A 25197-nucleotide genomic window follows, 5' to 3' on the forward strand; every position below is an offset into this window, starting at 1 on the left:
GCTAGTTGGCTGACGGAGGCTGCGGGAGGCAGGGGCAGACTAGGCCGCGGCGGCCACCCAGAGGCCGATCACCCAGGTGCTGGCGGCGAGGCAGGCGAGTCCGAACTCCACGATCATTCCCAGTCCGGTGGCCTTCAGTGCGGCCCAACTCGATGCCACGGCGGTGCCGAAGACGCGCGTGCGGTGCAGTTCGCTCAGCAGCAGACCGGCGGCGAAACCGACGAACAGGCCCACCACGGGAATGATGAACATTCCCACGACACCGACGACCAGCCCGGCCATCACCGAGCGCCCGGGAATGCTGTGCTGTTTGAGTTTCCGGCCGGTCAGGACCGCGCTGGCGGCCATCCCGGCCAGCACGAAGACCAGGCCGATCCCGAACACCACCCAGCCGGTGGTTCCGGCGCCGCCCCAGATGGCCCAGGCCAGCAGGCTCAGGCCGATGAGGATGCTGCCGGGAAGCACGGGAATGACGGTGCCGGCCACACCCACCAGGATGGCGAGGCCGCACAGGATCGTCACGACGGTTTCGGGGTTCATCGCCCCAGTCTATGGCGCGGCGGTGCATGGTTCCGGGCCTTCATGGCCGGGGGTTGAACGCAAAAGACGACGACGGCACCGCTTCCCCCAAGGAAGCGCCACCGTCGTCGTCTGTTTCGCTGTGGCTACTCTGCTTCAACCGCCGCGGCGACGGCGGCGGAAACTGCCGGCGCCACCCGCGGGTCCAGCGGGCTGGGGACGATGTAGTCCGCGGAGAGGTCCTCTTCGGCCAGTGCGGCGATGGCGCGGGCCGCAGCCAGCTTCATGGCCGGCGTGATCCGGCGCGCGCCGGCGTCAAGGGCCCCGCGGAAGATGCCGGGGAACGCGAGGACGTTGTTGATCTGGTTCGGGAAGTCGCTGCGGCCGGTGGCGACGACGGCCGCGTACTTGCTTGCGACCTCCGGCAGGACTTCGGGATCCGGGTTGGACAGGGCGAACACGATGGAGTCCTGGCTCATGAGCTTGAGGTGGTCCTCGGCCAGTTTGGACGAGGAAACGCCGATGAACACGTCGGCGTCCAGCAGCGCCTCGGCGGGTCCGCCGGAGACACCGCGCGGGTTTCCGCTCCGGGCCAGCTGGGCCTTCTTGCTGGCGGGATCGGCGGCGATGTCCGCACGCTCGCTGTTGATGACGCCGCGGGAATCAAGCAGTACAACGTCGGTGATCCCTGCGGTGAGCAGCATCTGCGCGACGGCGATCCCGGCTGCGCCGGCGCCGGAGACGACTACGCGCAGCTTCTCGAGTTCGCGTCCGGTCACCTTGGCCGCGCCGGTCAGGGCCGCCAGGACGACGATGGCGGTGCCGTGCTGGTCATCGTGCATCACGGGGCAGTCGAGGGCCTCGATGAGCTTCTCTTCGAGTTCGAAGCAACGCGGCGCCGAGACATCCTCGAGGTTGACGGCGCCGAAGCTCGGACGCAGGCGGACCAGGGTCTCCACGATTTCGTCGACGTTGGTGGTGTTGAGTACCAACGGGATGGAGTCGAGCTCGCCGAAGGCCTTGAACAGGGCTGACTTGCCCTCCATTACGGGCAGCGAGGCACTTGCGCCGATGTCGCCAAGGCCGAGGACGGCCGTGCCGTCGCTGACGACGACCACGAGGCGCTGCGCCCAGGTGAGGGTCTTGGCGAGTTCCGGGTTGGCGGCGATTGCGCGGCTGACCTGGGCTACTCCGGGTGTGTAGGCGATGGAAAGGTCGCGCTTGCTGTCGAGCGGCACGGTGCTGGAAATTGAAAGCTTGCCGCCCTGGTGGGATGCGAAAATTTCCTCGTCGCTGATCGCCGCTGCGGGCTCTGCGGGGGAGGTGGCGTCGTTGGGGATAATCGTTTCAATGGACACTTCGTTGTCTCCTGGGGCTCACCGTGGGCGTACGGCTCATGGAAGCTCAAGCACAGGGATGCTCAAGATGGTCTGGGGAACGTCAGCAGGGGCCCGAGGTTGGTGGGTCTGCGGTGAAGCTCCCGGTAACGCAGGCGGCTGGGCCGCCCCGGTTCTCCAATGGTAAACAAAGCCGTCCACCCGCGACGTGTCCCGCGACACACTCCGAAGCGTGGTGAAACGTTTATCCAGCGGTTTTGGTGAGCCTAATCACCGAAAAACGGCGTTATCCCCCGGTAAAAAAATCAGATTGGTCTAGACCAGTTACGCCGTCTGACGGCCGGATGTCAGCAGGAAGCAGGCCTTTTTGAGGTCCTCCTCCGCCTCGAACAGGGAAAGTCGGCGGCAGCGGACGGACTGGACCAGTCCAGTGACGGCCAGCAGCAGCACCCGCGAGATGGCGGCGTCGCCGCTCACGGCCGTGACGGCCTTCTCGGCGGTGGTGTCGATCTCGCGCAGCAGCCTCGTGGTGTCCGTGTCCTTGGTGTAAACGGCCCTGCTCAGGCACTGCTCAACAGCCGGCTGCATAAGGCGCATGTGGAAGATTTCCATTGCTACGCCGACGAGCGCGTGGGCCGGAACGGCGCCCTTGGTGGTCGCCGCGGAAGCCTTCGCGGAGCGCCCTGCGGACTTCTTCGCGGATGAGCCCGCCGCGCCGGCCCCTGCGGCGGCCGGCGAGTTGGCTGCGTGCAGTTCCGCGAGCTGCTTCCGATAGAGCGCCAGCATCAGCTGGGTGGCGGAGGGAAAGTAGCGGTAGAGGGTCCCCAGCGGAACGTCCGCCCTGTCGGCGACTTCGGAGAGGACCACGGAGTCCAGGCCCTTGCGGGCGAAGCCCGCGGCGACGTCGAGGATCCGGGTGTAGCGGAGCCGTTGCCTGGGCAGGGTTGGCGGCGGGGCCATTGGTGGAAGTTCTGAGTGAATTTCAGGCATCAGCAGCGTTCCGGGGTCGGTTTTCTCGGCAGCGGGGAGGGGTCCCCCCACAGCGCTGCCGCGGCAATTCCCGTCCACTATACGCCACGCACCCGGGCCCTCGGCCAGTCACAAAGAGCGCCCGAAATGCCCGGAAGGAGTGCCGCGCCGGCGGGTCCGTGGCCTAGTCAACGCCCTTGATCTTGACCACGAAGACAGCCCCCAGCAGGCCAATCACCGCGGCCGCCACGTACAGCGAAACGTAGCCTCCCCACATCGTTACGAACGGGAACGCGATGAGCGGGGCGAGCACCTGGGGCAGCGAATTGGCGATGTTGAGGACGCCCAGGTCCTTTCCGCGGCTCAAGGCCGTGGGGAGCACCTGGGTGATGAGGGCAAAATCCACGGCGAGGTAGCAGCCGAAGCCGATCCCCAGCACCGAGGCGCCCAGCAGCGCCCCGGGCCAGTTCGGCGCGAACGCCAGGATCAGCGAGGCCACCGCGATGATGACCGAGGAGATGATCACGAGCGGCTTCCGCTTCCCCATCCGGTCGCTCAGCCGCCCCCCGATCACACTGGTGATGATCACCATCACCGCATACAGGCCGGTCAGGATCAGTACACCGAACTCCGGCGTGATGCCCTGGGTTTCCTTAAGCTGGACCGCGTCCTGGAGGAAGAAGAAAAGGTAGAGGGTGACCATGTGGTTGCCGATGTTCACCAGGAGCCGGGTCAGCCAGGCCCAGGCGAAGTCGGGATAGAGCACCGGGGAAATCCAGAAGCCCCTGGCGAATCCGGCCAGGCTGAACGGTGGGCGTGCCTCCGCGGGGAGCGGGGAGTCGTCGTTCCTGAAGAAATACAGCACGACACCGGCAAGCAGCGCCACGGCACAGACCATATAGCCGACGGCAAAGTTCCCGGTCACCGCTGCGGCGATCACCGCGCCGAAGAGGATTCCGACGGTCTGTCCCATGGCCCCGAGGCCGCCCACCGTGCCGCGCTGGGCCACGGGTACGCGGTCCGGGATGGCCGCGGTAATGGCAGCATAGGCCCCGTTGCAGCCAGCCTGGACGAGGCACCAGAGAAGCGTCATGATGGCAACGTTTGGCGCCCCGGCGAGCGCGATCAGGGCCGCGGCGCCGAGGATGGCCCCGAAGAGGACCCAAGGCACCCGGCGGCCCAGTCGTGAGGTGGTGCGGTCGCTGAAGGCACCGAACAGGGGGTTGGCCACAAGTGAGACGGCGGCTCCGGCTCCGGTCACCAGGGCGAGGATGGCCTCTTTGTCCCCTTCGCTGAACGCTTCCGCCTGCTGGCCGAGGAGCACCTGGAGCGGGGCGAAGAACGCCGCGTTGATGCCCACATTGACGAGGACGACGCCAGCGATCCAGACCGGGCGTACCGCCCGCTCGGGCTCGGCGAGCGCCACCGCCGTCGGGCTTTCCGCGGCGAGGGCGCCAGGGGCTGGGTCCGGGGCTGCTCCGGGTCGATCGGAAAGGCTCATGTAATTCGGTTCCCCCGGAAACTGACAAGGATCGCTGAAGATCGGTGTGGAGCCAGACTATCGTGGGGACGACGATCCGCCCGCTTATTTCCAGCACGAGGAGAACCGATGGCTGCATCCGCCGTTAATACCGCCGACCTCTACGACCAGCGGGGTGAGGAGCTCGACTCCGTGGCCCTGCAGTTCCAGTCGCTCGGCGGCCACACCCACTTCAGCGGCCCGGTCCGGACCATCCGCTGCTTCGAGGACAATGCCCTGGTCAAGTCCACCCTCGCCTCCCCCGGCGGCGGCGCCGTCCTGGTGGTGGACGGCAGGGGCTCGCTGCGCACCGCCCTGATGGGGGACCTGATCGCGGCCAGCGCCGTCGCGAACGGCTGGGCCGGCGTCGTCATCAACGGCGCCATCCGCGACCGGGTGGCAATCGCCGGGCTGCCGCTCGGGGTGAAGGCGCTGGGCAGCAACCCGCGCAAGAGCGCCAAGGCAGGCGCCGGCGAGGTGGACGTGGAACTGGAGATCGACGGCGTCGTCCTCCGGCCCGGCGCGATGATCTGGTGCGACCCGGACGGGATCCTGGTCGAGCGCTGACCCGCCGAGGTGAGGCTTCGCGCCCATGTGCCGACGGCAAAGTCATATGGTCGTTGCAACGCTCTGATTGATGGAGCCACCTCGGCGGGGTTCGACGGCGGTGCCGTCCGCCGGCCGGGTCCGGCGGCCCGCCTAAACTGTATGTTTCCTCTCACTTTTGCCGCTGTGACAGTCGTCGCTCCGGCTCCGGTGCAAGACTGGGTAGCTGCGGCGCGGGCCGTGTAGTGCGACATGCCGAGGGAGCCAGATGACAACCACCCAAGACCAGACCGTAGCCAAGATCCCCCAGCGGGTCATCTGGCTGGCCGTGGCAGGCGCCGTCGGCGGCTTCCTCTTCGGCTTCGACTCCTCAGTCGTCAACGGCGCCGTCGACGCCATCAAGGACGAGTTCGCGCTCAGCGAGGCGGTGACCGGCTTCGCGGTGGCCGTGGCCCTCCTCGGCTGTGCGGCGGGCGCCTACCTGGCCGGCAAGGTCGCCGACCGCTACGGCCGCATCCCGGCCATGAAAATCGGGGCGCTGCTGTTCCTGGTCAGTGCGATCGGAACGGGCTTCGCCTTCAGCGTGTGGGACCTCATCTTCTGGCGCCTCGTCGGCGGCCTGGGCATCGGCCTGGCCTCCGTGATCGCCCCGGCGTACATCTCCGAGATCTCCCCGCGCCACGTCCGCGGCCGTCTGGCCTCGCTCCAGCAGCTCGCCATCACCACAGGTATCTTCGCCGCGCTGCTCTCGGACGCCCTTTTCGCGAACTTCGCCGGCGGTGCCGGCCAGGATCTCTGGTTCGGTCTGGAAGCGTGGCGCTGGATGTTCATGGTCGCCGCCGTCCCCGCCGTCGTCTACGGCTGGATCGCCTACACCTTGCCCGAGTCACCGCGGTTCCTGGTCTTCCAGGGCAAGGACGAGGAAGCGCTCACAGTCTTCCAGTCCATCGCCCCGGACGAGGACACCGACCGCCACCTGCGCGACATCAAGAAGGCCATTGAGGAAGACAAAGTCGCGGGCCAGAAGGGCTCGCTGCGCGGCAAGGCTTTCGGCCTGCAGCCCGTGGTGTGGATCGGCATCATCCTGTCGGTGCTTCAGCAGTTCGTCGGCATCAACGTGATCTTCTACTACTCCACCACCCTGTGGAAGGCCGTCGGTTTCCAGGAGCAGGACTCCCTGACGATCTCCGTGGCAACCGCCATCACGAACATCCTCGTGACCCTCGTGGCGATCGCCCTGGTGGACCGGATCGGCCGCCGGCCCATCATGCTCGCAGGTTCCATCGGCATGGCCGCCTCGCTGGGCACCATGGCGCTGGCCTTCGGCTCAGCCACCGGCACCGGTGACGCGATTTCGCTGCCGGGCGCGTGGGGCCCGGCAGCCCTGGTTGCCGCCAACGTCTTCGTGATCAGCTTCGGCGCATCCTGGGGCCCGCTCGTCTGGGTGCTGCTGGGCGAGATCTTCCCGTCGCGGATCCGCGCCCGCGCACTGGGCCTCGCCGCGGCCGCCCAATGGATCGCCAACTTCGCCATCACCCTGAGCTTCCCGGTCATGGCGGCGGCCTCCCTGCCCCTGACCTACGCCATGTACGCGATGTTCGCGGCGGCGTCCTTCTTCTTCGTAAAGTTCAAGGTGCCCGAGACCAACGGGATGTCCCTGGAACACGCCGAGACCCTCTTCGTCCCGAAGGGCTCCGCGAAGGAGCCCGTCAAGGCCTGAGCCGCGCGCACCGCGGCGCATGCTTCCGCCGCCTCACGAGGTGATGGATGATGCCCATGTTTCCGGGAACATGGGCATGAGCTGTCACCTCGGCGGGCACCGGGGCTAGAGAATGAGCTTCATGCCCTCGTGGCTCGCCGCTAAGCCGAGCCGCTCGTAAAACCGGTGGGCGGCCGTGCGGGACTTGTCCGTGGTGAGCTGCAGGAGGGAACAGCCGCGGAGCCGCGACTCGTCGATGGCCCATTCCACCATCGCCGCCCCGACGCTCTGGCCGCGCAGCTCGCTGCCCACCCGCACAGCCTCCAACTGGGCGCGCCATGAACCCCGGCGGGACAGCCCCGGCAGGAAGCTCAGCTGGAAGGTCGCCACCAGGCGGGTACCGGACGCGTCCGCGGTCTCCAGCTCCCCCACGAGCAGGAGGTGCGCCGGATCGGCGGCGATCGCGGCAAACGCCTTCTCGTAGGGGGCCAGATCGGACGTGTCCTCGCGGCTTGACCCGAGCTGGTCATCGGCCAGCAGCCGGAGAATGTCGGGCAGATCGGCGCGTTCGGCATGGCGCAAGCGGAAAGTCCCGCCGGCTACGTCGAGGGTCAGCAACGAGGTCCGGTCACGGGGGTTCGAAGTCACCAGTCCAGCTTGCCCTACCGCCCCGCCGAGGTGACAGATGATGCCCATGTTTTCCCGAAACATGGGCATCATCTGTCACCTCGGGTGGGGGCCTGCTGAGCACGCAGACGCCGACGCCGGAACTCGGGTGAGTTCCGGCGTCGGCGGCTATGCTTCGGCGATATTGAAACGGACTAGGCGGCAGCCTTTGCGTCTTCGACCACGGCGACGACGGCCGGGAACAGCGGGTGGTCCGGGGCCAGTCCGGTGATGTTCGCGGTTGCCTCCTCGGCGCTCGAGGATGCCAGGATCTGTCCAAGCTCCACGGCTTCGGCGTCGGCCGGGTCGTTGAAGCGCAGGGCCGCGGCGATCGCGCCGAGCAGCGCCTCCGGGACGATCCCGCGTTCGGCCAGCTCCGCCGCCGGACCGATAAAACGTTCGTGCCGGCTGAGTTTGCGCAACGGCGCCCGACCCACGCGGTTCACGGTGTCCGGCAGGTGCGGGTTGGTGAAACGCCCCAGAATTTTCTGGACATAGGCTTCCTGCTCGTCACGGTTGAAGCCGTGCTTGGCGACCAGGAGCTCTTTCGTTTCGTCCAGGACGGCGCGCACATCGGCGGCGACGTCCTGATCGGCCATGGCCTCGGAAATCTTCCCGAGCCCGGCATCAAACCCGAAATACGCCGCCGCGGCATGCCCGGTGTTCACGGTGAACAGTTTCCGCTCGATATACGGCTCCAGGTTGTCCACGAACGTGGCACCCGGAATGACCGGCGCCGCAGCACCGAACGGCGTCCGGTCGATAACCCATTCGTAGAACGTCTCGACCGTGACGTCCAGGCCCTGCCCCGCCTCCTGGTTGGGCACGATCCGGTCCACCGCCGTGTTCGCGAAGACCGCCTTGTCATCGAGGGATCCCGCAGCCGCGTCCCACTGGGCAAGCACCTCGGACTTCAGGATGTCCGTGGCGTTGATAGCGTTTTCACACGCCATCACCTGCAGTGGAGCCATTCCTGCGGCCCGGCCGGCGATGCCCTTGGCGATCACGGGCGCCACGAATTTGAGAATGTGCGGCCCGACGGCGGTGGTGACGATGTCCGCCGTCGCGATCTCCGCGACCACGTCCGCCTCCTGGCTGCTGGAGTTCAGCGCCCGGAAGTTCTCCACCGTCCGGTCAGTGGGGTTCTCGCCCACCTCGTGGACCCGGTAGCTGTCCGCGGCGGCCAGCTGGGTGATGAGGTCGTCCGCGACATCTGCGAAGACCACCTCATACCCCGCCTCGTGCAGCAGCAGCCCGACAAAGCCGCGGCCGATGTTTCCGGCCCCAAAATGAACAGCCTTCACTAGGAATTGACCTTTCCGAACAGGGCCAGGACTTCATCGACGGTGGTGGCCGCCTCAAGTTGCGCCACCTGCGCCTTGTTCGTGAAGACCTTGGCGATCGAGGACAGGATCTGGAGGTGTTCGTTGTTGATGCCGGCGACGCCGACGACGAACTTCACTTCCTTGCCGTTCCAGTCGATGCCGTTGGGGTAGCGCACCACGGAGACCGCAGACTTCATGATGTGGTCCTTGGCAGCGTTGGTGCCGTGCGGGATCGCAAGGTAGCTGCCCATGTAGGTGGAGACGGATTCCTCGCGTTCGTGCATGGCGTCCAGGTAACCGGAGTCGACGGCGCCGCGGTCCAGCAGGAGCCGGCCGGCCTCGTCGATGGCGGCGTCACGGCTGGTCGCCGTGCCGTTGAGGACGACGCTTTCCGCCACGAGGATCCCGGACGGGCCGGCTTCGGCTTCCGGCTCCGGTTCCGCCACGGCGGTGGCGGCGCCACCGGCTGTGGTCGCAGCTGCGCCGCCGTCGGAAGCATTGCTGCTCCTGACCAGTTCCACGATCTCGTCGTACTTCGGCGAGTTCATGAAGTTGTCGACCGAGACGTGCACGGCGCTGGATGTCACGGGCTTGGCCCGCTCGGTCAGGTCCTGGTGCGTGATGACCACGTCGTAGGTGTCGCTGAGGTTCGCGATCGCCGAGTTCGTGACCTTGACGTCCGGGAAGCCGGCTGCCTTGATCTTGTTCCGAAGCACCGAGGCGCCCATGGCGCTTGAGCCCATGCCGGCGTCGCAGGCAAAGACGATGTTCTTGACCGGTCCCGCGAGCACGGCGACGCCGCCGGCACCCGCACCGGCGAGGGCGGAGGACACGGAGCTCTTCTTACCCTTCATGGTCTCCATCCGGGTGGTGGCTGCGCCGAGCTCATCCTCGTCGGGGGTCTTGCTGGACTTCAGGATCACCGAGGCGATCAGGAAGGACACCGTGGCTGCCAGCAGCACCGACAGCGCCACGCCCACGAAGCTGTCCGGCGGGGTCGCGGCAAAGACCGCGATGATGCTGCCCGGGGCAGCCGGGGAGCGCAGGCCTGCACCGGTCAGGACGAGGGTGAAGATGCCGGTCATGCCGCCGCCGATCGCGGCGAGGATGATGACGGGCTTCATCAGCACGAACGGGAAGTAGATTTCGTGGATGCCGCCGACGAACTGGATCAGGGCGGCCCCGGGTGCCGATGCCTTGGCCAGGCCCTTGCCGAAAATCGTGTATGCCAGCAGGATGCCCACGCCGGGACCGGGGTTGGCTTCGAGCAGGAACAGGATGGACTTGCCCTGGGCGAGCGCCTGCTCCGTTCCCAGCGGTGTCAGGATGCCGTGGTTGACGGCGTTGTTCAGGAACAACACCTTGGCCGGTTCGATAAAAATGCTGGTGAACGGGAGCAGGCCGTTGGTGACCAGGAATTCGACCACGGAGCTGGCGCCGTCGCTGAAGGCCTTGACCACCGGGCCGATCACCAGCATGCCGACAATGGCCATGACAGCTGCCACGATGCCCGCGGTGAAGTTGTCGATCAGCATTTCAAAGCCGGGCTTGACCTTGTTCTCCCAGAGGCTTTCGATCTTCTTCATGATCCACGCCGTCAGCGGCCCCATGATCATGGCGCCGATGAACATCGGGATGTCCGTTCCGACGATTACGCCCATGGTGGCGGCAGCACCGACGACACCGCCGCGGATGCCGTAGACCATGCGGCCACCGGTGTAGCCGATCAGGAGCGGGAGGAGGAAGGTGATCATCGGGCCGACCAATTGGGCCAGGTCTGCGTTGGGGGTGAAACCGGCCGGGATGAAGAAGGCGGTGATGATGCCCCAGGCGATGAACGCGCCGATGTTGGGCATGATCATTCCGGACAGGAACGTCCCGAACTTCTGAACGCCGACCCGCACGCTGGTGCGGGGTTTCGCAACTGTCTCTGTTGCCATGTGATTTCCTAACCGTCATTCCTGCTGCACCGCAGGATGGTCCGATAATTTCGCGAAAGCTAGCTGGTGGAGATCCGGTGGAGCCATTCGAGGAAGAGCTTGAGTTCCGAACTGGAGAGCTGGTCCGAGTGCGATGCCTGCAGTGCCGCGTTCAAGGCGATCGCCGCTGCAACCACTGACGATTTCCCGGTCTGTTCAGGGCCGCTGGCCTTGGCCTGGTCCGAGGACACCGCAAAGATCATGGCGTCGCGGGTCATGGCGGACAGCTCGAGGTTGCGCTCGGGCGCCTTTTCCGTGATCAGCATGAGCGTCACTCCGACGTTGGCGGCCAGGATGCTCCTGGCCGCTTCCCGCGGAGGGACGTTGAGTTGGCCGGCGACGGCGGCCTTGTTCAGCATTTCCTCCATCAGGCCCTCGGCGTCGGCGACGACGGCCGGGCGGCTCTCCGGGCGGATATTGCCAAACATAACCAAGTACAGTTCCGGCTGCTTGAGCCCGAACTGCACATGGTTGTCCCACATCCGCCGGATATCTTCCAGCGGCTGCCCGGACGGCGCGAAGTCGCGTTCGCCCGCCACGTACTCCTCAAACCCCGCCGCGACGACGGCATCAAAGAGCCCTTCCTTGTCACCGAAGTGGTGATAGAGGGTCGGGGCCGTGACTCCGGCCAACTGGGTGATCTGGCGGGTGGAAACGGCGCCGCCGGCGGAGTTGGCCAGCAACTCAGCGGCGGCACGCAACAGCCGCGTCTTTGGCGGAAGCTGGCCATCGAAACTCATAACCGCTACCCTAGCACCTATAGCAACGCTATATGAAGTGCATCACATACAATTTTTTCAGGTACCGGGATCCGCCTGCTGACGTAGCTGTCGGCAGGCCTGCCGGACCGGCCGGACCGGATTATCCGGCCGGATCGGACGGCGGGCTCCGGCGGTACCTGACTCACCGGCTTACCGGCCCACGGCAGAGAATGAGGACCTTCAGTGCAGAACTTCCCAGGAGTAGGCGTCAGCCCCGGCCGCATCATCGGAACCATCCGCCAGATGCCCAAACCCGTCAGCGAACCGCCCGCCGGGGAGCAGCTGCCCGCCGGGGTTGCTGCTGAGGAAGCGACTGCGGCACTGAAAGCGGCGGCGAAGGCTGTCCATGATGAGCTGAAGGCGCGGGCGGCGACGGTCAGCGGCGATGGCAAGGCCGTCCTCGAGGCCACCGCGCTCATGGCGACGGACACGATGCTCCTGAAGTCGGCGGCCAAACTGATCGGCCGCGGAATGTCCAACCAGCGGGCCATCTGGGAGGCCGGCGCCTCTGTCTCGGAAATGTTGCACAACCTGGGCGGTTACATGGCGGAGCGCGCCACTGACGTCCTGGACGTCCGGGCACGGATCGTGGCCGAATTGCGCGGCGTCCCGGCCCCGGGCATTCCTTCCTCCCCCACCCCGTTCATCCTGATCGCCGAGGACCTGGCCCCGGCGGACACCGCCACGCTGGATCCGGAGAAGATCCTTGCCCTGCTCACTGCCGGCGGCGGACCGCAGTCCCACACCGCGATCATTGCCCGTTCCCTGGGCCTTCCCGCCGTCGTTGCCGCAACCGGCGTCGACCAGCTCCCGGACGGCACGGAGGTTTACGTGGACGGCGCCGCCGGCCTGATCACCGCGGATCCGGACGATTCCCAGCGGGCCGCCGCCGAACACTGGGCCGCCACCGCCTCGCTGCTGGCGGAGTTTGACGGCACCGGCGCGACGGCGGACGGCCACCTGGTGCCGCTGCTCGCCAATGTCGGCGGGGCCAAGGACGCCGTGGCGGCCGCGAAGCTCAACGCGCAGGGCGTGGGGCTGTTCCGGACCGAATTCTGCTTCCTGGAACGGGACACCGAGCCCACCGTGGACGAACAGGCCGCCGCGTACAAGGGCGTTTTCGACGCCTTCCCGGGCAAGAAGGTGGTGCTCCGGACGCTCGACGCCGGCGCGGACAAGCCGCTGCCCTTCCTCACCGACGCTACCGAACCCAACCCGGCCCTCGGCGTCCGCGGCTACCGCACCGATTTCACCACGCCGGGTGTGCTGGAACGCCAGCTGCAGGCCATCGCCCGGGCCGAGCAGGACTCCGGGGCGGACGTCTGGGTGATGGCACCGATGATTTCCACTGCGGAGGAGGCAGCCCGCTTCGCCACCCTGTGCGCCGGGGCCGGGATCAAGACCCCGGGTGTGATGGTGGAGGTCCCGTCCGCGGCGCTGACCGCCGAGGCCATCCTCCGGGAGGTGGCCTTCGCGAGCCTGGGCACCAACGACCTGACCCAGTACGCCATGGCCGCCGACCGGCAGCTCGGCCCGCTCGCTGCCCTGAACACTCCGTGGCAGCCTGCCGTGCTCCGGCTGGTCGGCCTGACCGTGGAAGGTTCCGCCGCGGAGGGCCACCACAAACCCGTCGGCGTCTGCGGCGAGGCTGCCGCGGACCCGGCCCTCGCCGTCGTCCTGACCGGGCTGGGCGTCTCGACGCTGTCCATGACGGCCCGGTCGCTCGCCGCCGTGGCCGCCGTGCTGAAGACCGTCACCCTGGCCGAGGCGCAGGAACTGGCGAAGCTGGCCCTGTCCGCGCCGAGCGCCACCGAGGCCCGCGCCTGGGTCCGGGCGAAGCTGCCGGTCCTCGAGGAGCTCGGGCTGTAGCGCCGCAGCAGGCAGCGGCGGTGTGAGGCCGAACGGGGGGCGCTAGGATGCACTTCATGACACTGATTGCTCCGCGGGTGACGGCCGCCCTTCCGGTTGAGGACGCGCAGAAACTCCAGTACGCCCTCAGCGGCAGCGACGACATCACCGTGTTCGTCGACGGCACCGTCCACCGGCTGCCGCCGCAGGCACGGGACGCCGTCGTGGACCTGCTGGCGCGCTTCAGCCGGGGCGAGGCGGTGACGGTCAGCAGCGTCGAGGAAATGCTGACCACGTCACGGGCCGCAGAGCTGGCCGGCATCTCGCACACTTACCTGCGGAACATGACGGACCGCGGCGAAATCCCGGTGGAATACCGGGGCACGCACCGGCGGATCCGGCTCGCCGACATCATGGCCTGGCTGGAGAGGCAGAGGAAGAGGAAGAACAGTACCGCTGACGGCGCGCCGGATCACGGGGATGACGGTGCCGCCGATGCTTCGTGACGGCGTGATAAGGATCAAACAACGATCCCGGCCCTGCGCGGTAACGCGGAGAAGGCCGGGGCTACGCTTGGATCGTGGGTAAGTTCAGAGGGTGGCACATCGTGGCCGGCATTGCCGCCATGGTGCTCACCGGTATCCTCGGAACGGCCATGGGGCTCAACAATACTGCCGCCTTTATGTCCAGCTGTGTTGCCTTTGTGGCGGTCTCCCTGTGGACGGACAGCCGGATTTCTCGCCGCAGGCGGGAGACGGCGCGGGAAGCAGCGCGGCAGACAGCGAATGAGGCCATCCGCGCCGCGGATCCTGATAATCCCCGCTCCGAACCGGACCGCCCGTTCGGGGCCGATCAGCCCAAACGCGAGGGCCGCGGCGCCTAGAGCCGCCTAGAGCCGCCTAGATCCTGGGGCGCACGGCCCAGCGCCGCGCCTTCAGCGCCGCGTGGAGTTCCAGCCGCGCCATCCCCTTCAGCGGGTCGACGCCGAGCAGCTGGCGGATCCTGCCCAGGCGGTTGTAGATGCTGCTGCGGTGAAGGTGGAGTTTGTCCGCCACTTCCTGGACCGAGCCGTCGTTGTCATAGAACAGCTCCAGCACCGGCAGCAGCTCGTGGTTCCGGTCGTGGTCCTCCAGGATGCGGAAATAGACCGAGCCCGCGTCCGCCCACGCCCCTGCTCCGCCGCCGGCCGAGGCCAGCAGCTGGTAAATCCCGGTGGCGCGGCAGTCCACGAGCTCACCCAGCTGGGGATCCACCGCCGCCGCCTGAGCGGCCTGCCGGGACTGCCGGTAGGCATCGGCGATTTCCCGCGGCTTCGAGAAGCCTTCTGAGGTCCCCAGGATGATCCGGTGGACCGGCCGGCCCGATCGTTTGGCCAGCTCCAGCTGGTAGTGGACCAGCACCTGGGCGTGGTTCGCCCGGCCGGTCGATTCCTTGAACAGGACAGCGGCGTGGGTCTCTGTGCCGGCGCTGAACAGGGCTGCGTCCACCCCGATGGTGGCCTGCAGCGCCGCGGAGCGGTGGATCAGCGTGGAGGCGATCGGATCCGAACCTTCCGCCCAGCCGTCGGCATCCAGTACCGTCACCAGCTGCCAGGGTCCGCGCCCCTGCACTTCCTTCCAGCCCGCCACGGCAGCGACGGCGTTGGACTCGCCCCGGCAGGCCGCCAGGAATTCCTGTTCGCGGCGGCGGCGGAACTCGGATTCGGCCGTGTTGGATTCCAGCAACAGGGCGGAGAGCTGCTCCAGCTCGCCGGCCACCCCGGGCAGCTGGCCAAGAACCGACGCCGCATTCGGCTCCTCGGCGTCCAGCTGCACCCAGAGGTAGCCCACCCGGAAGCCGCGCACCAGCAGGGGAACGCAGACCCGGCCCAGCATTCCGAGCTCCTCGTTGGCGGGCACGACCACGGGGCGGACGGCCGTCGCGATCCCATGCGAGAGCTGCCAGGCGCTGACGTCCAGCGGGACGCGCTTGCTGAGCAGGAAGTTCACCCGGACCCGGTCAGCGTGCGACTGGTTGGAGCTGTAGGCGAGCAGAAGACCGTCGAGATCCTCAAGGGAGAGGCCGCGTCCCAGTTTCAGAGCGACCTGTTCCACAAGCTGTTCGACATCCTGTTGCTGCATGCTGCCAGACTACTGCCGATGCCGCTCCGGTTGGGAACGCCGGGGCGGACCCGCCGCCAGCGGACAGCAGGCGACACCTGACGCTTGGTGATTCGACAAATGTCCAGCCCGGTATTTGAAAAAGCGCGGATTTCCGCGGGAAGCGGGCGGGGCCCTGCGGCGGCGCCTGTCGCTTGCCTCACAGCCGGATTTATTCTGGAAGTACGACTTCCCGCACAGACCCAGGCCCACAAAGCCGCCAGCAATGGAGCCCACAAATGATCATCGGTGTCCCCAAAGAGATCAAGAACAACGAATTCCGCGTCGCCATCACGGCTGCCGGTGTCCATGAGTTCCGCACCCACGGCCACTCGGTCCTGGTGGAGCGCGGCGCAGGCCTGGGCTCGGGCATCACGGACGAGGAGTACGCCATTGCCGGCGCCGAGATCGTCGCCGACGCCGATGACGTCTGGGCCCGCGCGGACATGGTCATGAAGGTTAAAGAGCCGGTCAAGGCCGAATACCACCGCTTCCGCAAGGGCCTGATCCTCTTCACCTACCTGCACCTCGCGGCCGAGCCGGAACTGACGCAGGAGCTCATCAACACCGGCGTCACCGCCATCGCCTACGAGACCGTGCAGGAAGGCCGCACCCTGCCGCTGCTCGCCCCCATGTCCGAGGTCGCCGGCCGCCTGTCCGTCCAGGTCGGCGCGACCTCGCTGATGGCCCCGGCCGGCGGCAAGGGTGTGCTTCTCGGCGGGGTTCCGGGCGTCCGCCCGGCCAAGGTTGTTGTCCTGGGCGCCGGTGTCGCCGGGACCAACGCCGCCGCCATGGCCCTGGGCCTCGGTGCCGACGTTACCATCCTGGACATCAACATCAACCGCCTGCGTGAACTGGATGCCCAGTACCAGGGCCGGCTGAAGACTGTTGCCTCCAACGCCTACGAGATCGAGAAATCCGTTGTCGACGCCGACCTCGTGATCGGATCCGTGCTGATCCCGGGCGCCAAGGCCCCCAAGCTCGTCACCAACGAGCTCGTCTCCCGGATGAAGCCAGGCTCCGTGCTGGTGGACATCGCGGTGGACCAGGGCGGCTGCTTCGAGGACACGCACCCCACAACGCACCAGGAACCGACGTACAAGGTCCACAACACGATCTTCTACTGCGTTGCCAACATGCCGGGCGCGGTTCCGAACACCTCCACCTACGCGCTGACCAACGTCACCCTGCGCTACGCGGTCTCGCTGGCCAACCTCGGCGTCAAGGCCGCGTTCGAACGCGATGCCGCCCTTGCCGCCGGCCTGAACATCGCCGGCGGCAAGGTCGCCCACCGCTCGGTCTCGGAGGCGCACAACCTGCCCCTCGTCACCGACTGGCACGAGCTGGTCTCCGCGTAACCCCTGCCGGACACAATCGGCTGCTCCGTTACCGCCCTTTGGGACCCCCAAAACGGCGGTTGCGGAGCAGTCGATTGTGTTTAAGCCAGTGACCGGGCCTGTTCGATCAGCCGCAGCACTTCCACCGGTCCCGCCGGGTCCACCGGCAGCGGCAGCGCCGAGGCGGCCCCGCCGTCGTGGATCTTCGCCGCCAGGATCCGGTAGAACTCCGGGTAGGCGCCGCGCTCGGTGGGCAGCCGGTCCAGGTGCCCGTCCCGGCCCAGCAGCCCGGCCCAGTCGCGGTCTTCGACGCCGTAGTCCGGGTCCAGCAGGCTGCCGCCGGCCACGATAAAGGGTTCCTGCGGGTCAACGCCGTGCTTGGTGAAGCCGCCCTCGCTGCCCAGCAGCCGGAAGCGCGGTCCCTGCTGCGCACACAGCATGTTCATCCACAGATGGCTCGTCACACCGGATTCGTGCCGCAGGGCGAGGAACACGTCGTCGTCGGTCTTTTCGCCGGGCCGCCGGGCATCCAGTTCCGCGTGGGTGACCGTTGCGGGACCGAACAGCTGCACGGCCTGGTCCAGCAGGTGTGTGCCGAGGTCGAACAGCACCCCGCCGCCGTCGTCCGCCGTCGCGGCCGCCTTCCAGGCCTTCGCGACTTCCGGGGACCAGCGTTCGAAGCGGGATTCGAACCGCGTGACGTTGCCGAGCACGCCGCGCTCCAGCAGGCCGCGGACGGTCAGGTAGTCGCCGTCCCAGCGCCGGTTCTGGAAGACCGTGAGCACCCGCCCCAGCCGCGCCGCGAGCTGGATGAGCTCCTTGCCTTCGGCGCTGCGCACGGTAAACGGTTTGTCGACGACGACGTCGAGTCCGGCTTCCAGCGCGGCTTTCGCGAGCGGGTAGTGGGTGGCCGGCGGGGTTCCCAGGACCAGCAGGTCCAGTTCGCCGGCGAGTTCCAGGATCTCCGCCGGGGTATCCACCAGGCGGGTGCCCGGATACCGGGCAGAGGCGTCGGCCCGCCTCTCGGCGTCGGAAGTGGAGATCACCTCGACGGAGAACGCAGGGTCGGCGGCGAGCAGCGGGGCGTGGAAGACACTGCCCGAGAGGCCGAAGCCGGCGACGGCCGTGCGGAGGGGCCGGTTGGAGTCTGTTGTCATGGTCCCACGCTACCCCCGCGCACCGCGTCAGTTCCCGGCTTAAACGGCGACGGCCGGAGAAGGATCTCCTGGTCCGGGCGCAGACCCTGCGGGGCTAGGCGCCGCGCACGACGCGCGAGACGAGCTCACGCCAGGACGCGGCGAGACGCTCCGGAGCGATATTGTGCTCCCGGACCGCGTGCAGGATCCGCTCCGGCTCCAGGACCGCACTGAGCGAAGTGGCCATCAGCCAGGGGTCCGCCGTGACCCCCGCTTCCCGGAGCAGCATCTCCAGATGCCGGTGCCAGAGCACGGCCGCCGGGACGTCGAACCGGTTGAAGGCGGAAACGTCCGCGGCCCGGGCCAGCTCGCCGAATTCCAGCACCCACGCGATGCGCGCCTCGCCGAAGGCGATGAGCCGCTCCAGCGGCGGAGCGCCGGGGCCGAGCGGCGGCGGGCCGAACATAAAGCGCCCCTGGAACTGGGCCTCCGCGTCACTGAGGAGGGACATCATCAGGCCTGCCCTGCTGCCGAAGCGTCGGAAGACCGTCCCCTTTCCCACGCCCGCCCGCTGCGCCAGCGCGCCCATGGTCAGGCCGTCCGCCCCGCATTCCTCGATGAGCTCCCGGGCAACCCGAAGCAGCAACTCGCGGTTCCGGGCAGCGTCGCGGCGTTCAGGCTCCACGCCGGGACGGATGGGGATTAAGCTCACACCGCACATTCTAGCCCCGGGGAAATAGAAACGGACCGCAGTCCGTTTAGATCAGTGAAGGCCGCCAAAGCCTCCATGACCAGCCAGCCGCAGGATCCCCCGCGGCGCGACCCCCAGGAGTTCACATGTCCAAGAACACCGTCCTCACCCTCGTCGGCAGCCTGCGCGCCGAATCCACCAACCAGAAGCTCGCCGAAGCCATCCAGCTGAACGCCCCGGAGCAGGTCGAGGTGCTCATCCACGAGACCCTGGGCAACATCCCGTTCTACAACGAGGACATAGACGTCGAGGGCCAGGTTCCCGCCGCAGCAGCCGCCCTGCGCGCCGCTGCGAACAGCGCCGACGCCCTGCTCCTGGTCACCCCGGAGCACAACGGCACGGTCCCCGCCTCGCTCAAGAACGCCATCGACTGGCTGTCCCGCCCCTACGGCGCCGGCGCCCTGAACGGCAAGCCCACCGCCGTCGTCGGCACCGCCTTCGGCCAGTTCGGCGGAGTCTGGGCCCAGGACGAGGCCCGCAAGGCCGTCGGCATCGCCGGCGCCCGGGTCCTCGAGGACGTCAAGCTCGCCATCCCGGGCTCCATGGTCCGCTTCGCCGAGGTCCACCCGAAGGACGACGCCGAGGTTGTGGAACAGATCAAGGGCATCTTCGCCGCACTGGAGGATTCCCGCACGGTCGCAGCAGCATAATCTCACGCTCCATACCGAACACCCCCGACGCCGCCAGCGACCAGTTCAAAGCGGCCGGGGGTGTTCTGCGTCCGGGACCCGCGGCCAGTTTGGAAACAAAGGTTTTCTATATAGCAACATGGGTTGTATTCTGGGAGATGTGACCCACGAAACACTTGATGCCGCCGCAGAGGTACTCCCGGCCGAGGCAATTGACGCAATCGAACGCGCGGCTACGTCCGCCCACCGCCACGAGGAACTGTTCTCGGAGCGCGCAGCAAATATCAAGCAGTCGGCAGTCCGCGATGTCTTCGACATCTCCCTGCGGCCCGGCCTCGTCTCCCTGGCGGGCGGAAGCCCCTACCTCCAGTCCCTGCCGCTGGAACGGCTCGGCCAGACCGCCGCGAAAATCATCGCCGAGCAAGGCATGACCGCGCTGCAGTACGGCGGCGGGCAGGGCACCGAGGAACTTCGTACCCAGGTCTGCGAAGTCATGGCCGCGGAAGGAATCCTCGACGCCAAACCTGAAAACGTCGTGATCACGGCGGGTTCACAGTCTGCGCAGGACGTTGCGACCAAGGTCTTCTGCAACCCCGGCGACGTGGTGCTCGTCGAGGACCCGACCTACGTGGGTGCCCTGAACACCTTCGAGGCCTACCAGGTCGAGGTCGCCACCGTGCCGATGGACGGTGACGGCATTATCCCGGACCTGCTGGAGGCCCAGATTGCCGCTCTGCAGGCGGCGGGCAAGAACATCAAGTTCCTGTACACCATCCCGAGCTTCAACAACCCCTCCGGCATCACTCTTTCCGCGGAGCGGCGGCAGCAGGTTGTTGATATATGCCGCAAGGCGAATGTTTTGGTCCTGGAGGACAACCCCTACGGGCTGCTCCGTTTCGACGGCAAACCGCTGACCCCACTGCGGGCCGGCAACCCGAACGACGTGATCTACATGGGGTCCTTCTCAAAGATTTTCGCGCCGGGCTTGCGGATCGGCTGGGCCCTCGTCCCGGCCCACCTTCAGCGCCGCTATTACCTGGCCTCGGAGGCTGTCACCCTGTGCCCGCCGACCTTCAACCAGATGCTCGTCTCCGCCTACCTCCGCGACTACGACTGGCGCGGCCAGATCGAGACGTACCGGGGGCTGTACAAGGAGCGGTGTGACGCGATGCTGGCCGCCCTCGACGAGTACATGCCCCCGGGCCTGAGCTGGACCCGTCCGGAGGGTGGCTTCTTCGTCTGGGTCACCCTGCCCGAAGGCGTGGACACCTACCCGCTGTTGAAGAAGGCAATCGAAGCCGGGGTGGTCTTCATACCTGGCGCGGCGTTTACCCATTCCGATAATCCCTCAAACAAGATCCGGCTGGCTTTCAGCGCCGTTCCGCCGGAGTCCATCCGCGAGGGAGTCCGCCGGCTGGCGCCGGTCCTGCGCGAAGCCATCGCGGCGCTGTAGCCTGAGTCATTGGCGCATGGCCGCAAACGTTCGTTGACCTCAAGGAGCATTTCATGACCGGAATTATTGTTGTCGGCGTCGATGGCAGCGAAACTGCCCTGAAGGCGGCGCACACCGCCCGCGACCTGGCCGCCTCGCTCGGGGCCACCCTTCATGTGGTCAGCGCGTTCGACAGCGACCGGACCGAGGTCTTCGGCAGCGGCAGCGACAAATGGATTGTCTCCGATGCGGGGGACGCGGAAAAGGTCGCCCGCAGCGTCGCGGACAGCCTGCGCACCCCGGCACTGCACGTCACCTACGCCGCCGCCCGCGGCAAGCCGGCCGAGGCACTGATCGACGAAGCGGCCCGCTCCGGGGCCCAGCTGATCGTGGTGGGGAACCGTCGGATGCACGGCCTGGGCCGCGTGCTGGGCAGCGTCGCCAACTCCGTGGCCCACAATGCCCCCTGCGACGTTTACATCGCCAAGACCGACGCTTCGGCGTAGGGGTGCGTCGGCCCTCATCCCATGCTGTTGAGGGCGACGTGCACGACCGTGGGGACAAGCAGGTTTCGGGTGCGCTCGAACAGGACACCGAGGGCCAGCCCGAGGAGTGACTGGTGAACGATGGTGCTGGCAATGGCCGGCACCAGGCCGGCATGCCCGGTGTTGGTGAAGCCCAGGCCAAGATGCCAGACGCCGAATGCCAGCGCCTGAAGGACCAGGGCCCACCCCGTGCCCGCCAGCAGGCGCAGCCGCGTCTGCAGCACGCCCCTGAAGAGGAACTCTTCGATAAAGCCGTTCTGGAGGAAATCAAATCCGAAATTCCCCAGCAGCCTGAGAACCGTCGACTGGCCGGTCGCCAGGACGTGCGCCGGCCAGCAGCAGCAAGACCAGCGGAATCACGACGTATGTAACGGGATTGACCACAACGGACCCCAGACCGGTACCGAACCACTGCTCCCCGAGCCGTCCCAGCCAGTCGACCAGCACGGTCCACCCCGGGATGGCCGAGCCTGGTGGCAGAACATGGTGGAAGGCCAGGTTGTTCCAGGCGGTTAGGACGATAACAACCAGCACCAGTCCGAGCTGCAGCCACACGCGGCGTCGCGCCCCTCCGGTGAGGGCCACCGCTGCCGGTACCGGCCGGGAGGTTCCGACCACCAGCAGGCTGAGCAGAAGCAAAACACAACCTACCAGCAGGCTCACCGCCACCGACAAGCCGGCGCCTCCGACGCCGAGCACAAGCGCGCTGGCCAACCACAGCGCGGCATAGAACCAGGCGGACGGCGACGCGGCGACCCGCTTCAGGGTGTGGGTGATGTTGGTGCGAAAATCCGACGGTGAGCTGGTGGTGAGAACCATGTCCTGCCTGACCTCTTTCAGCGGAGGAACTTCCGCAGTGACTCCCCCATCTCCTGGGAGTGTGTCCAGTGAAGGTAGTGACCGCCCGGCAGCACGACGAGCCGGGAACGATCCAGCGGTTCCAGCTGCCGCTTGTGCGCGGGATGCCACTCCGGGTTGGCGTTGATGAGCTGTTGGGACAGGAACGCCAGCACAGGAAGATCCTCCGGATAGCCCAGAGCCGACACCGCCGCGAAGTTCTGCGCCATCCTGTTGTTCTCGTCGATGACGGCCGGATTGGCAAAGTTCCAGATGGTCATCGACCGGATCCCCCCGAGGTCGGCCTCCGGATAGACCCCGAGGGGGCATCTGGGGCGGTGATGGCGGGATTGAGTGCGGTCATCCAGCGCACCCAGCCGCTGACCGACAGGGCACGTTCCCACGGGCTCTTCCGGGGAGCTACAGCGAAGTCCTCAGGCACTGTGGCATCGATCGTGACAAGGGCCGAGACCTCACCGGGGTAGCGGTCGAGGTTGTCCAGGCTGTAGATTCCCGCCAGCCAGTGGGCCACCAGCACGTACGAACCCTGCACGTTCAGCCCGGCCAACGTGTCGTGGAGCTCCGTCGAGATGTTCTCGACCGTGCGGTCGGCCGCGTTGGTCGCCACGGAGGCCGCAATGAGCACCGCGAGGCCAGACGAGGGGCACCGAGGACCCGGATCACCTTGCCCATCCCGCTGATTAACTGGAGGAGCTTGGACACTGGGCCGACTTTCACTGTCACAGGAGCCGACAGCGCCAGCACCCATGGGGGCGCTGGCGCTCGTCTCCGGCGGCCTCCGGTCACCCCCAATGGTGATCGGCAGCCACCGGACAGGAAATTCCGTGTCGGCGGTAGTGCGGCCGCTTTTACGGAAGCGGAAGGGGATCGGATGCCAGGCCGGCAGCGGGCCAGGCAGGTCCGGTCGATGTCGGGAGGGAGCCTGCGTCGAGGGAGCCGGCCGTCTGGTCCGAGATGTGGGAGGTGGCGGCGCACTCGCGCACGGCCTCGACACCCTGCACGGCGGCGGCAATGTCCGGGTACGTTCGGGAGAGGGCCAGCACGGCCCCGTTGCCGTCAAGGATACGGATGAGGAACCCGTCCCCGTCGGCCCGGACGAGTTCAAATTTTCCGGGCGCCGAGGGCCGGCGGACTTCAGCTGGCGCACGCGTGCCGGACCGGGCCGGGGCATGCGGGGCGTTCCGAACGGTGTGTGCGCGTTTGGCGCCGGAAGGCAGGACGGGCGAAATCTTTGGCATGAAAGCTCCACGAGAGGATCCAGTGGCCGCGTCCTGACCTGCTCCCGACTATACGCCTTTGGGACGGCGCCCCGGGTGTGCTGTGTCACAATTATTGTCCGCTGGAACCTTTTATGACAGCTGCCGGGCCCGCCGCCCCCGAGTCCGGGGCGTGTCTGCCCCCCGGGCCTATCCGGCGGCCGCCCCTGCCGTTTTCAGCATCCGGCGCAGGATCTTGCCGGAGGAGGACTTCGGCACGGCGTCGATGAACTCGACCCGACGGATCTTCTTGAAGGGCGCCACCTTGGCAGCCACGTAGTCCATCACCGCGGCCTCGTCGAGCCGCTCGCCGTCCTCCCCGGGCTGGCGCACCACAAAGGCCATCGGCACCTCCTGGCCGTCGGCGTCGGACGTCCCGATCACCGCCGCGTCCGCGATGCCGGGGTGGGTGAGAAGCAACGCCTCAAGCTCCGCCGGAGCGATCTGGTAGCCCTTGTACTTGATCAGTTCCTTGAGCCGGTCCACTATCGTGACGACTCCGTCGGCGCGCACGGTGGCAATGTCCCCGGTGCGCAGGAAGCCGTCGGCATCGAGCGTGTCCGCAGTTTCCTCGGGCCGGTTAAGGTAGCCGAGCATCACGTTCGGTCCGCGGCACAGCAGGTGTCCGGGCGCGCTGACGCCCTCGGCCGGGATGTCGATTTCCATTCCGGTGGCTGGGTCCAGCAGCCGGCAGTCCATGTTGGGCACGGTGTAGCCGACCGAGCTTACGGGCACCTCCGCGGCGTCCACCGGAATCAGGTGGGACACCGGGCTCATCTCGGTCATGCCGTAGCCCTGCAGCACCCGGCAGGACAGTCGTTCGGCCAGCCTGTTGCCCAGTTCGCCGTCGAGCGGTGCGGCACCGGAGAGGGTGGTGTGCACGGAGCTGAGATCGTAGTCGGCAACCAGCGGGTGCTTTGAAAGGGCCACGGCCACCGGCGGGGCGATGAACAGGTAGCTGCATTTGTGGTCCTGGATGATCCGCAGGAACTCGGCAAGCTCGAATTTCGGCATAGTGACCAGGCAGGCACGCTGACGCAGGGCGAGGTTCAGCAGCACGGTCAGTCCGTAAATGTGGAAGAACGGCAGCAGTGCCAGCAGCCGGTCCTCTGGCGTGACCTTGAGCAGCCCGCGGGACTGCTCCGCGTTCGCGACGAGGTTCCGGTGGCTGAGCATCACGCCCTTGGGCCGGCCGGTGGTCCCGGAGGAGTAGGGCAGCACGGCCACGTGGGTTGCCGGGTCGAAGCTGACTTCCGGTGCCGGGGCGCCCGCCGTCAGCAGGTACTGCAGGGAAGGGTGTCCGGCGGCGCCGTCGAGGACAACGAGCCGGTCAGCCGGGATGCCGGCCCGGGTCGCCGCTTCCTGGGCTGCCGGGAGCAACGCGGAGACGGTGAACAGCCACTCCGCGCCGGCGTCGGCGAGCTGGAGGGCGATCTCGTCCGCCGTGTACAGGGAGTTGACGGTAGTCACCGTCGCGCCGGCCCGCAGCAGCCCGTGGAAAACAACGGCGAACGTCGGGACATTGGGACACAGGATGGCGGCGACGCCGTGGACCCCCAGGCCCTGGGCTGCGACGGCTCCCGCCACGGCATCGATCTGGCCCACCAGCATCCGGTAGCTGGTCTCCGCACCGCTCGTGCCGTCGACGACGGCGATCCGGTCCAGGTCCGACTCCTCCAGGCCGCCAAAGAGATAGTCGTAAACGCTGACGTCGGGAATTTCCACATCGGGGAACGGGCTAGAAAACACGCAACATCTCCTTTGATCCGCGTCCGCCCGGCTGGCGGCGGCTGGTGCCACTCTAGTGCCGGGCTGCCGTCCTGGACAGGACCCCGCTGGCGCGCGTTACCGCGGCCAATGGGCCGTTCCACGCGAATTCCGGCCCGCCGAAGCCCCTCGCTGGCAGCAAAATTGAAAGTGCCCCCACCGGCGTGGACATCCAATTTA

General features: G+C 67.3%; 26 protein-coding genes. 9 read left to right on the forward strand and 17 right to left on the reverse strand.

All coding sequences use genetic code 11. The features are described from left to right. Window positions 1–39: 39 nt before the first annotated feature. The 4 genes from ASPU41_RS04955 to ASPU41_RS04970 all read right to left on the reverse strand — a co-directional run bounded on the left by ASPU41_RS04955 (window position 40) and on the right by ASPU41_RS04970 (window position 4326). Window positions 40–540 carry a DUF456 domain-containing protein gene (locus tag ASPU41_RS04955; RefSeq protein WP_069949983.1) on the reverse strand — a complete coding sequence of 167 codons (501 nt, stop codon included), beginning with the start codon at window positions 538–540 and terminating at the stop codon, window positions 40–42. Between the two features lie 125 nt (window positions 541–665). Next, on the reverse strand, window positions 666–1877 hold the full coding sequence (locus ASPU41_RS04960; protein ID WP_069949984.1) for an NAD(P)-dependent malic enzyme: 1212 nt from the start codon (window positions 1875–1877) through the stop codon (window positions 666–668). Window positions 1878–2180: 303 nt separating this feature from the next. Further along, the gene (locus ASPU41_RS04965) at window positions 2181–2846 is read right to left on the reverse strand and encodes a helix-turn-helix domain-containing protein (RefSeq protein ID WP_069949985.1); all 666 of its coding nucleotides are present in this window, start codon (window positions 2844–2846) and stop codon (window positions 2181–2183) included. A 163-nt stretch (window positions 2847–3009) separates the two neighbouring features. Then, window positions 3010–4326, reverse strand: a complete 1317-nt coding sequence (locus tag ASPU41_RS04970; protein WP_069949986.1) for an MFS transporter — start codon at window positions 4324–4326, stop codon at window positions 3010–3012. Window positions 4327–4434: 108 nt separating this feature from the next. On the opposite strand from ASPU41_RS04970, the gene rraA reads away from it, so the two are divergent. Then, a complete protein-coding gene (rraA, locus tag ASPU41_RS04975) occupies window positions 4435–4911 on the forward strand; it encodes a ribonuclease E activity regulator RraA (protein ID WP_069949987.1) in 477 nt (158 codons plus the stop codon). Window positions 4912–5158: 247 nt separating this feature from the next. Continuing rightward, window positions 5159–6610, forward strand: a complete 1452-nt coding sequence (locus ASPU41_RS04980; RefSeq protein WP_069949988.1) for a sugar porter family MFS transporter — start codon at window positions 5159–5161, stop codon at window positions 6608–6610. A 105-nt stretch (window positions 6611–6715) separates the two neighbouring features. Here ASPU41_RS04980 and ASPU41_RS04985 read toward each other — a convergent pair whose 3' ends face one another. From ASPU41_RS04985 to ASPU41_RS05000, 4 genes are all read right to left on the reverse strand, one after another. Then, on the reverse strand, window positions 6716–7240 hold the full coding sequence (locus ASPU41_RS04985; RefSeq protein WP_069952487.1) for a GNAT family N-acetyltransferase: 525 nt from the start codon (window positions 7238–7240) through the stop codon (window positions 6716–6718). A gap of 170 nt (window positions 7241–7410) precedes the next feature. Further along, window positions 7411–8559 carry a mannitol-1-phosphate 5-dehydrogenase gene (locus tag ASPU41_RS04990; RefSeq protein ID WP_069949989.1) on the reverse strand — a complete coding sequence of 383 codons (1149 nt, stop codon included), beginning with the start codon at window positions 8557–8559 and terminating at the stop codon, window positions 7411–7413. Then, window positions 8559–10520: a PTS mannitol transporter subunit IICBA gene (locus tag ASPU41_RS04995; protein WP_069949990.1), complete on the reverse strand. Its 1962-nt coding sequence runs from the start codon at window positions 10518–10520 to the stop codon at window positions 8559–8561. The genes ASPU41_RS04990 and ASPU41_RS04995 overlap by 1 nt, the downstream gene beginning before the upstream one ends. 59 nt (window positions 10521–10579) lie before the next feature. After that, window positions 10580–11299 (reverse strand): TetR/AcrR family transcriptional regulator, encoded by a 720-nt coding sequence (locus tag ASPU41_RS05000; RefSeq protein WP_069949991.1) that lies wholly within the window; start codon window positions 11297–11299, stop codon window positions 10580–10582. A 204-nt stretch (window positions 11300–11503) separates the two neighbouring features. On the opposite strand from ASPU41_RS05000, the gene ptsP reads away from it, so the two are divergent. From ptsP to ASPU41_RS22995, 3 genes are all read left to right on the forward strand, one after another. Then, window positions 11504–13189 (forward strand): phosphoenolpyruvate--protein phosphotransferase, encoded by a 1686-nt coding sequence (ptsP, locus tag ASPU41_RS05005; RefSeq protein WP_069949992.1) that lies wholly within the window; start codon window positions 11504–11506, stop codon window positions 13187–13189. Window positions 13190–13245: 56 nt separating this feature from the next. Next, entirely contained in the window at window positions 13246–13674 is a 429-nt protein-coding gene (locus ASPU41_RS05010; protein WP_069952488.1) for a helix-turn-helix domain-containing protein, read from the forward strand. A 74-nt stretch (window positions 13675–13748) separates the two neighbouring features. Beyond that, window positions 13749–14051 (forward strand): hypothetical protein, encoded by a 303-nt coding sequence (locus ASPU41_RS22995; protein WP_197515763.1) that lies wholly within the window; start codon window positions 13749–13751, stop codon window positions 14049–14051. A 16-nt stretch (window positions 14052–14067) separates the two neighbouring features. Here ASPU41_RS22995 and ASPU41_RS05020 read toward each other — a convergent pair whose 3' ends face one another. Then, window positions 14068–15288: a PucR family transcriptional regulator gene (locus tag ASPU41_RS05020; RefSeq protein ID WP_069949993.1), complete on the reverse strand. Its 1221-nt coding sequence runs from the start codon at window positions 15286–15288 to the stop codon at window positions 14068–14070. Window positions 15289–15545: 257 nt separating this feature from the next. Here ASPU41_RS05020 and ald point away from each other — a divergent pair, with 257 nt between their 5' ends. After that, on the forward strand, window positions 15546–16664 hold the full coding sequence (gene ald / locus ASPU41_RS05025) for an alanine dehydrogenase (RefSeq protein ID WP_069949994.1): 1119 nt from the start codon (window positions 15546–15548) through the stop codon (window positions 16662–16664). Between the two features lie 80 nt (window positions 16665–16744). Here ald and ASPU41_RS05030 read toward each other — a convergent pair whose 3' ends face one another. Together ASPU41_RS05030 and ASPU41_RS05035 are read right to left on the reverse strand one after the other, a co-directional pair. After that, the gene (locus ASPU41_RS05030; RefSeq protein ID WP_069949995.1) at window positions 16745–17800 is read right to left on the reverse strand and encodes a Gfo/Idh/MocA family protein; all 1056 of its coding nucleotides are present in this window, start codon (window positions 17798–17800) and stop codon (window positions 16745–16747) included. Window positions 17801–17894: 94 nt separating this feature from the next. Continuing rightward, entirely contained in the window at window positions 17895–18491 is a 597-nt protein-coding gene (locus ASPU41_RS05035; RefSeq protein WP_197515764.1) for a TetR/AcrR family transcriptional regulator, read from the reverse strand. A gap of 125 nt (window positions 18492–18616) precedes the next feature. Here ASPU41_RS05035 and ASPU41_RS05040 point away from each other — a divergent pair, with 125 nt between their 5' ends. The 3 genes from ASPU41_RS05040 to ASPU41_RS05050 all read left to right on the forward strand — a co-directional run bounded on the left by ASPU41_RS05040 (window position 18617) and on the right by ASPU41_RS05050 (window position 21097). Beyond that, entirely contained in the window at window positions 18617–19180 is a 564-nt protein-coding gene (locus tag ASPU41_RS05040; RefSeq protein WP_069949996.1) for an NAD(P)H-dependent oxidoreductase, read from the forward strand. Between the two features lie 139 nt (window positions 19181–19319). Beyond that, window positions 19320–20612: an aminotransferase-like domain-containing protein gene (locus ASPU41_RS05045; RefSeq protein WP_069949997.1), complete on the forward strand. Its 1293-nt coding sequence runs from the start codon at window positions 19320–19322 to the stop codon at window positions 20610–20612. A gap of 53 nt (window positions 20613–20665) precedes the next feature. Beyond that, the gene (locus ASPU41_RS05050; RefSeq protein WP_069949998.1) at window positions 20666–21097 is read left to right on the forward strand and encodes a universal stress protein; all 432 of its coding nucleotides are present in this window, start codon (window positions 20666–20668) and stop codon (window positions 21095–21097) included. A gap of 14 nt (window positions 21098–21111) precedes the next feature. On the opposite strand, the gene ASPU41_RS05055 is transcribed toward ASPU41_RS05050, so the two are convergent. The 6 genes from ASPU41_RS05055 to ASPU41_RS05080 all read right to left on the reverse strand — a co-directional run bounded on the left by ASPU41_RS05055 (window position 21112) and on the right by ASPU41_RS05080 (window position 24999). Next, window positions 21112–21360, reverse strand: a complete 249-nt coding sequence (locus ASPU41_RS05055; RefSeq protein ID WP_069949999.1) for a CPBP family intramembrane glutamic endopeptidase — start codon at window positions 21358–21360, stop codon at window positions 21112–21114. A 43-nt stretch (window positions 21361–21403) separates the two neighbouring features. Beyond that, the gene (locus ASPU41_RS05060) at window positions 21404–21955 is read right to left on the reverse strand and encodes a hypothetical protein (protein ID WP_069950000.1); all 552 of its coding nucleotides are present in this window, start codon (window positions 21953–21955) and stop codon (window positions 21404–21406) included. 17 nt (window positions 21956–21972) lie between these two features. Beyond that, the gene (locus ASPU41_RS05065) at window positions 21973–22254 is read right to left on the reverse strand and encodes a hypothetical protein (protein ID WP_069950001.1); all 282 of its coding nucleotides are present in this window, start codon (window positions 22252–22254) and stop codon (window positions 21973–21975) included. After that, window positions 22251–22601 carry a hypothetical protein gene (locus ASPU41_RS05070; protein ID WP_157356938.1) on the reverse strand — a complete coding sequence of 117 codons (351 nt, stop codon included), beginning with the start codon at window positions 22599–22601 and terminating at the stop codon, window positions 22251–22253. The genes ASPU41_RS05065 and ASPU41_RS05070 overlap by 4 nt, the downstream gene beginning before the upstream one ends. A gap of 241 nt (window positions 22602–22842) precedes the next feature. Beyond that, the gene (locus ASPU41_RS05075; RefSeq protein ID WP_069950003.1) at window positions 22843–23232 is read right to left on the reverse strand and encodes a YegP family protein; all 390 of its coding nucleotides are present in this window, start codon (window positions 23230–23232) and stop codon (window positions 22843–22845) included. A gap of 168 nt (window positions 23233–23400) precedes the next feature. After that, window positions 23401–24999, reverse strand: coding sequence for an AMP-binding protein (locus tag ASPU41_RS05080; RefSeq protein ID WP_069950004.1), 1599 nt, complete (start codon window positions 24997–24999; stop codon window positions 23401–23403). Window positions 25000–25197 lie beyond the last annotated feature (198 nt).

It is taken from the genome of Arthrobacter sp. U41, assembly GCF_001750145.1.
Classification (GTDB): Bacteria; Actinomycetota; Actinomycetes; order Actinomycetales; family Micrococcaceae; genus Arthrobacter.

Bases quoted from the DNA above. Each gene is read 5' to 3' on its own strand.
- ASPU41_RS04955 (WP_069949983.1), bottom strand. From the start codon at position 540: ATGAACCCCGAAACCGTCGTGACGATCCTGTGCGGCCTCGCCATCCTG.
- ASPU41_RS04965 (WP_069949985.1), bottom strand. From the start codon at position 2,846: ATGCCTGAAATTCACTCAGAACTTCCACCAATGGCCCCGCCGCCAACC.
- ASPU41_RS04970 (WP_069949986.1), bottom strand. From the start codon at position 4,326: ATGAGCCTTTCCGATCGACCCGGAGCAGCCCCGGACCCAGCCCCTGGC.
- rraA (WP_069949987.1), top strand. From the start codon at position 4,435: ATGGCTGCATCCGCCGTTAATACCGCCGACCTCTACGACCAGCGGGGT.
- ASPU41_RS04980 (WP_069949988.1), top strand. From the start codon at position 5,159: ATGACAACCACCCAAGACCAGACCGTAGCCAAGATCCCCCAGCGGGTC.
- ASPU41_RS04995 (WP_069949990.1), bottom strand. From the start codon at position 10,520: ATGGCAACAGAGACAGTTGCGAAACCCCGCACCAGCGTGCGGGTCGGC.
- ASPU41_RS05000 (WP_069949991.1), bottom strand. From the start codon at position 11,299: ATGAGTTTCGATGGCCAGCTTCCGCCAAAGACGCGGCTGTTGCGTGCC.
- ASPU41_RS05010 (WP_069952488.1), top strand. From the start codon at position 13,246: ATGACACTGATTGCTCCGCGGGTGACGGCCGCCCTTCCGGTTGAGGAC.
- ASPU41_RS05020 (WP_069949993.1), bottom strand. From the start codon at position 15,288: ATGCAGCAACAGGATGTCGAACAGCTTGTGGAACAGGTCGCTCTGAAA.
- ald (WP_069949994.1), top strand. From the start codon at position 15,546: ATGATCATCGGTGTCCCCAAAGAGATCAAGAACAACGAATTCCGCGTC.
- ASPU41_RS05030 (WP_069949995.1), bottom strand. From the start codon at position 17,800: ATGACAACAGACTCCAACCGGCCCCTCCGCACGGCCGTCGCCGGCTTC.
- ASPU41_RS05040 (WP_069949996.1), top strand. From the start codon at position 18,617: ATGTCCAAGAACACCGTCCTCACCCTCGTCGGCAGCCTGCGCGCCGAA.
- ASPU41_RS05050 (WP_069949998.1), top strand. From the start codon at position 20,666: ATGACCGGAATTATTGTTGTCGGCGTCGATGGCAGCGAAACTGCCCTG.
- ASPU41_RS05060 (WP_069950000.1), bottom strand. From the start codon at position 21,955: ATGGTTCTCACCACCAGCTCACCGTCGGATTTTCGCACCAACATCACC.
- ASPU41_RS05065 (WP_069950001.1), bottom strand. From the start codon at position 22,254: ATGACCATCTGGAACTTTGCCAATCCGGCCGTCATCGACGAGAACAAC.
- ASPU41_RS05075 (WP_069950003.1), bottom strand. From the start codon at position 23,232: ATGCCAAAGATTTCGCCCGTCCTGCCTTCCGGCGCCAAACGCGCACAC.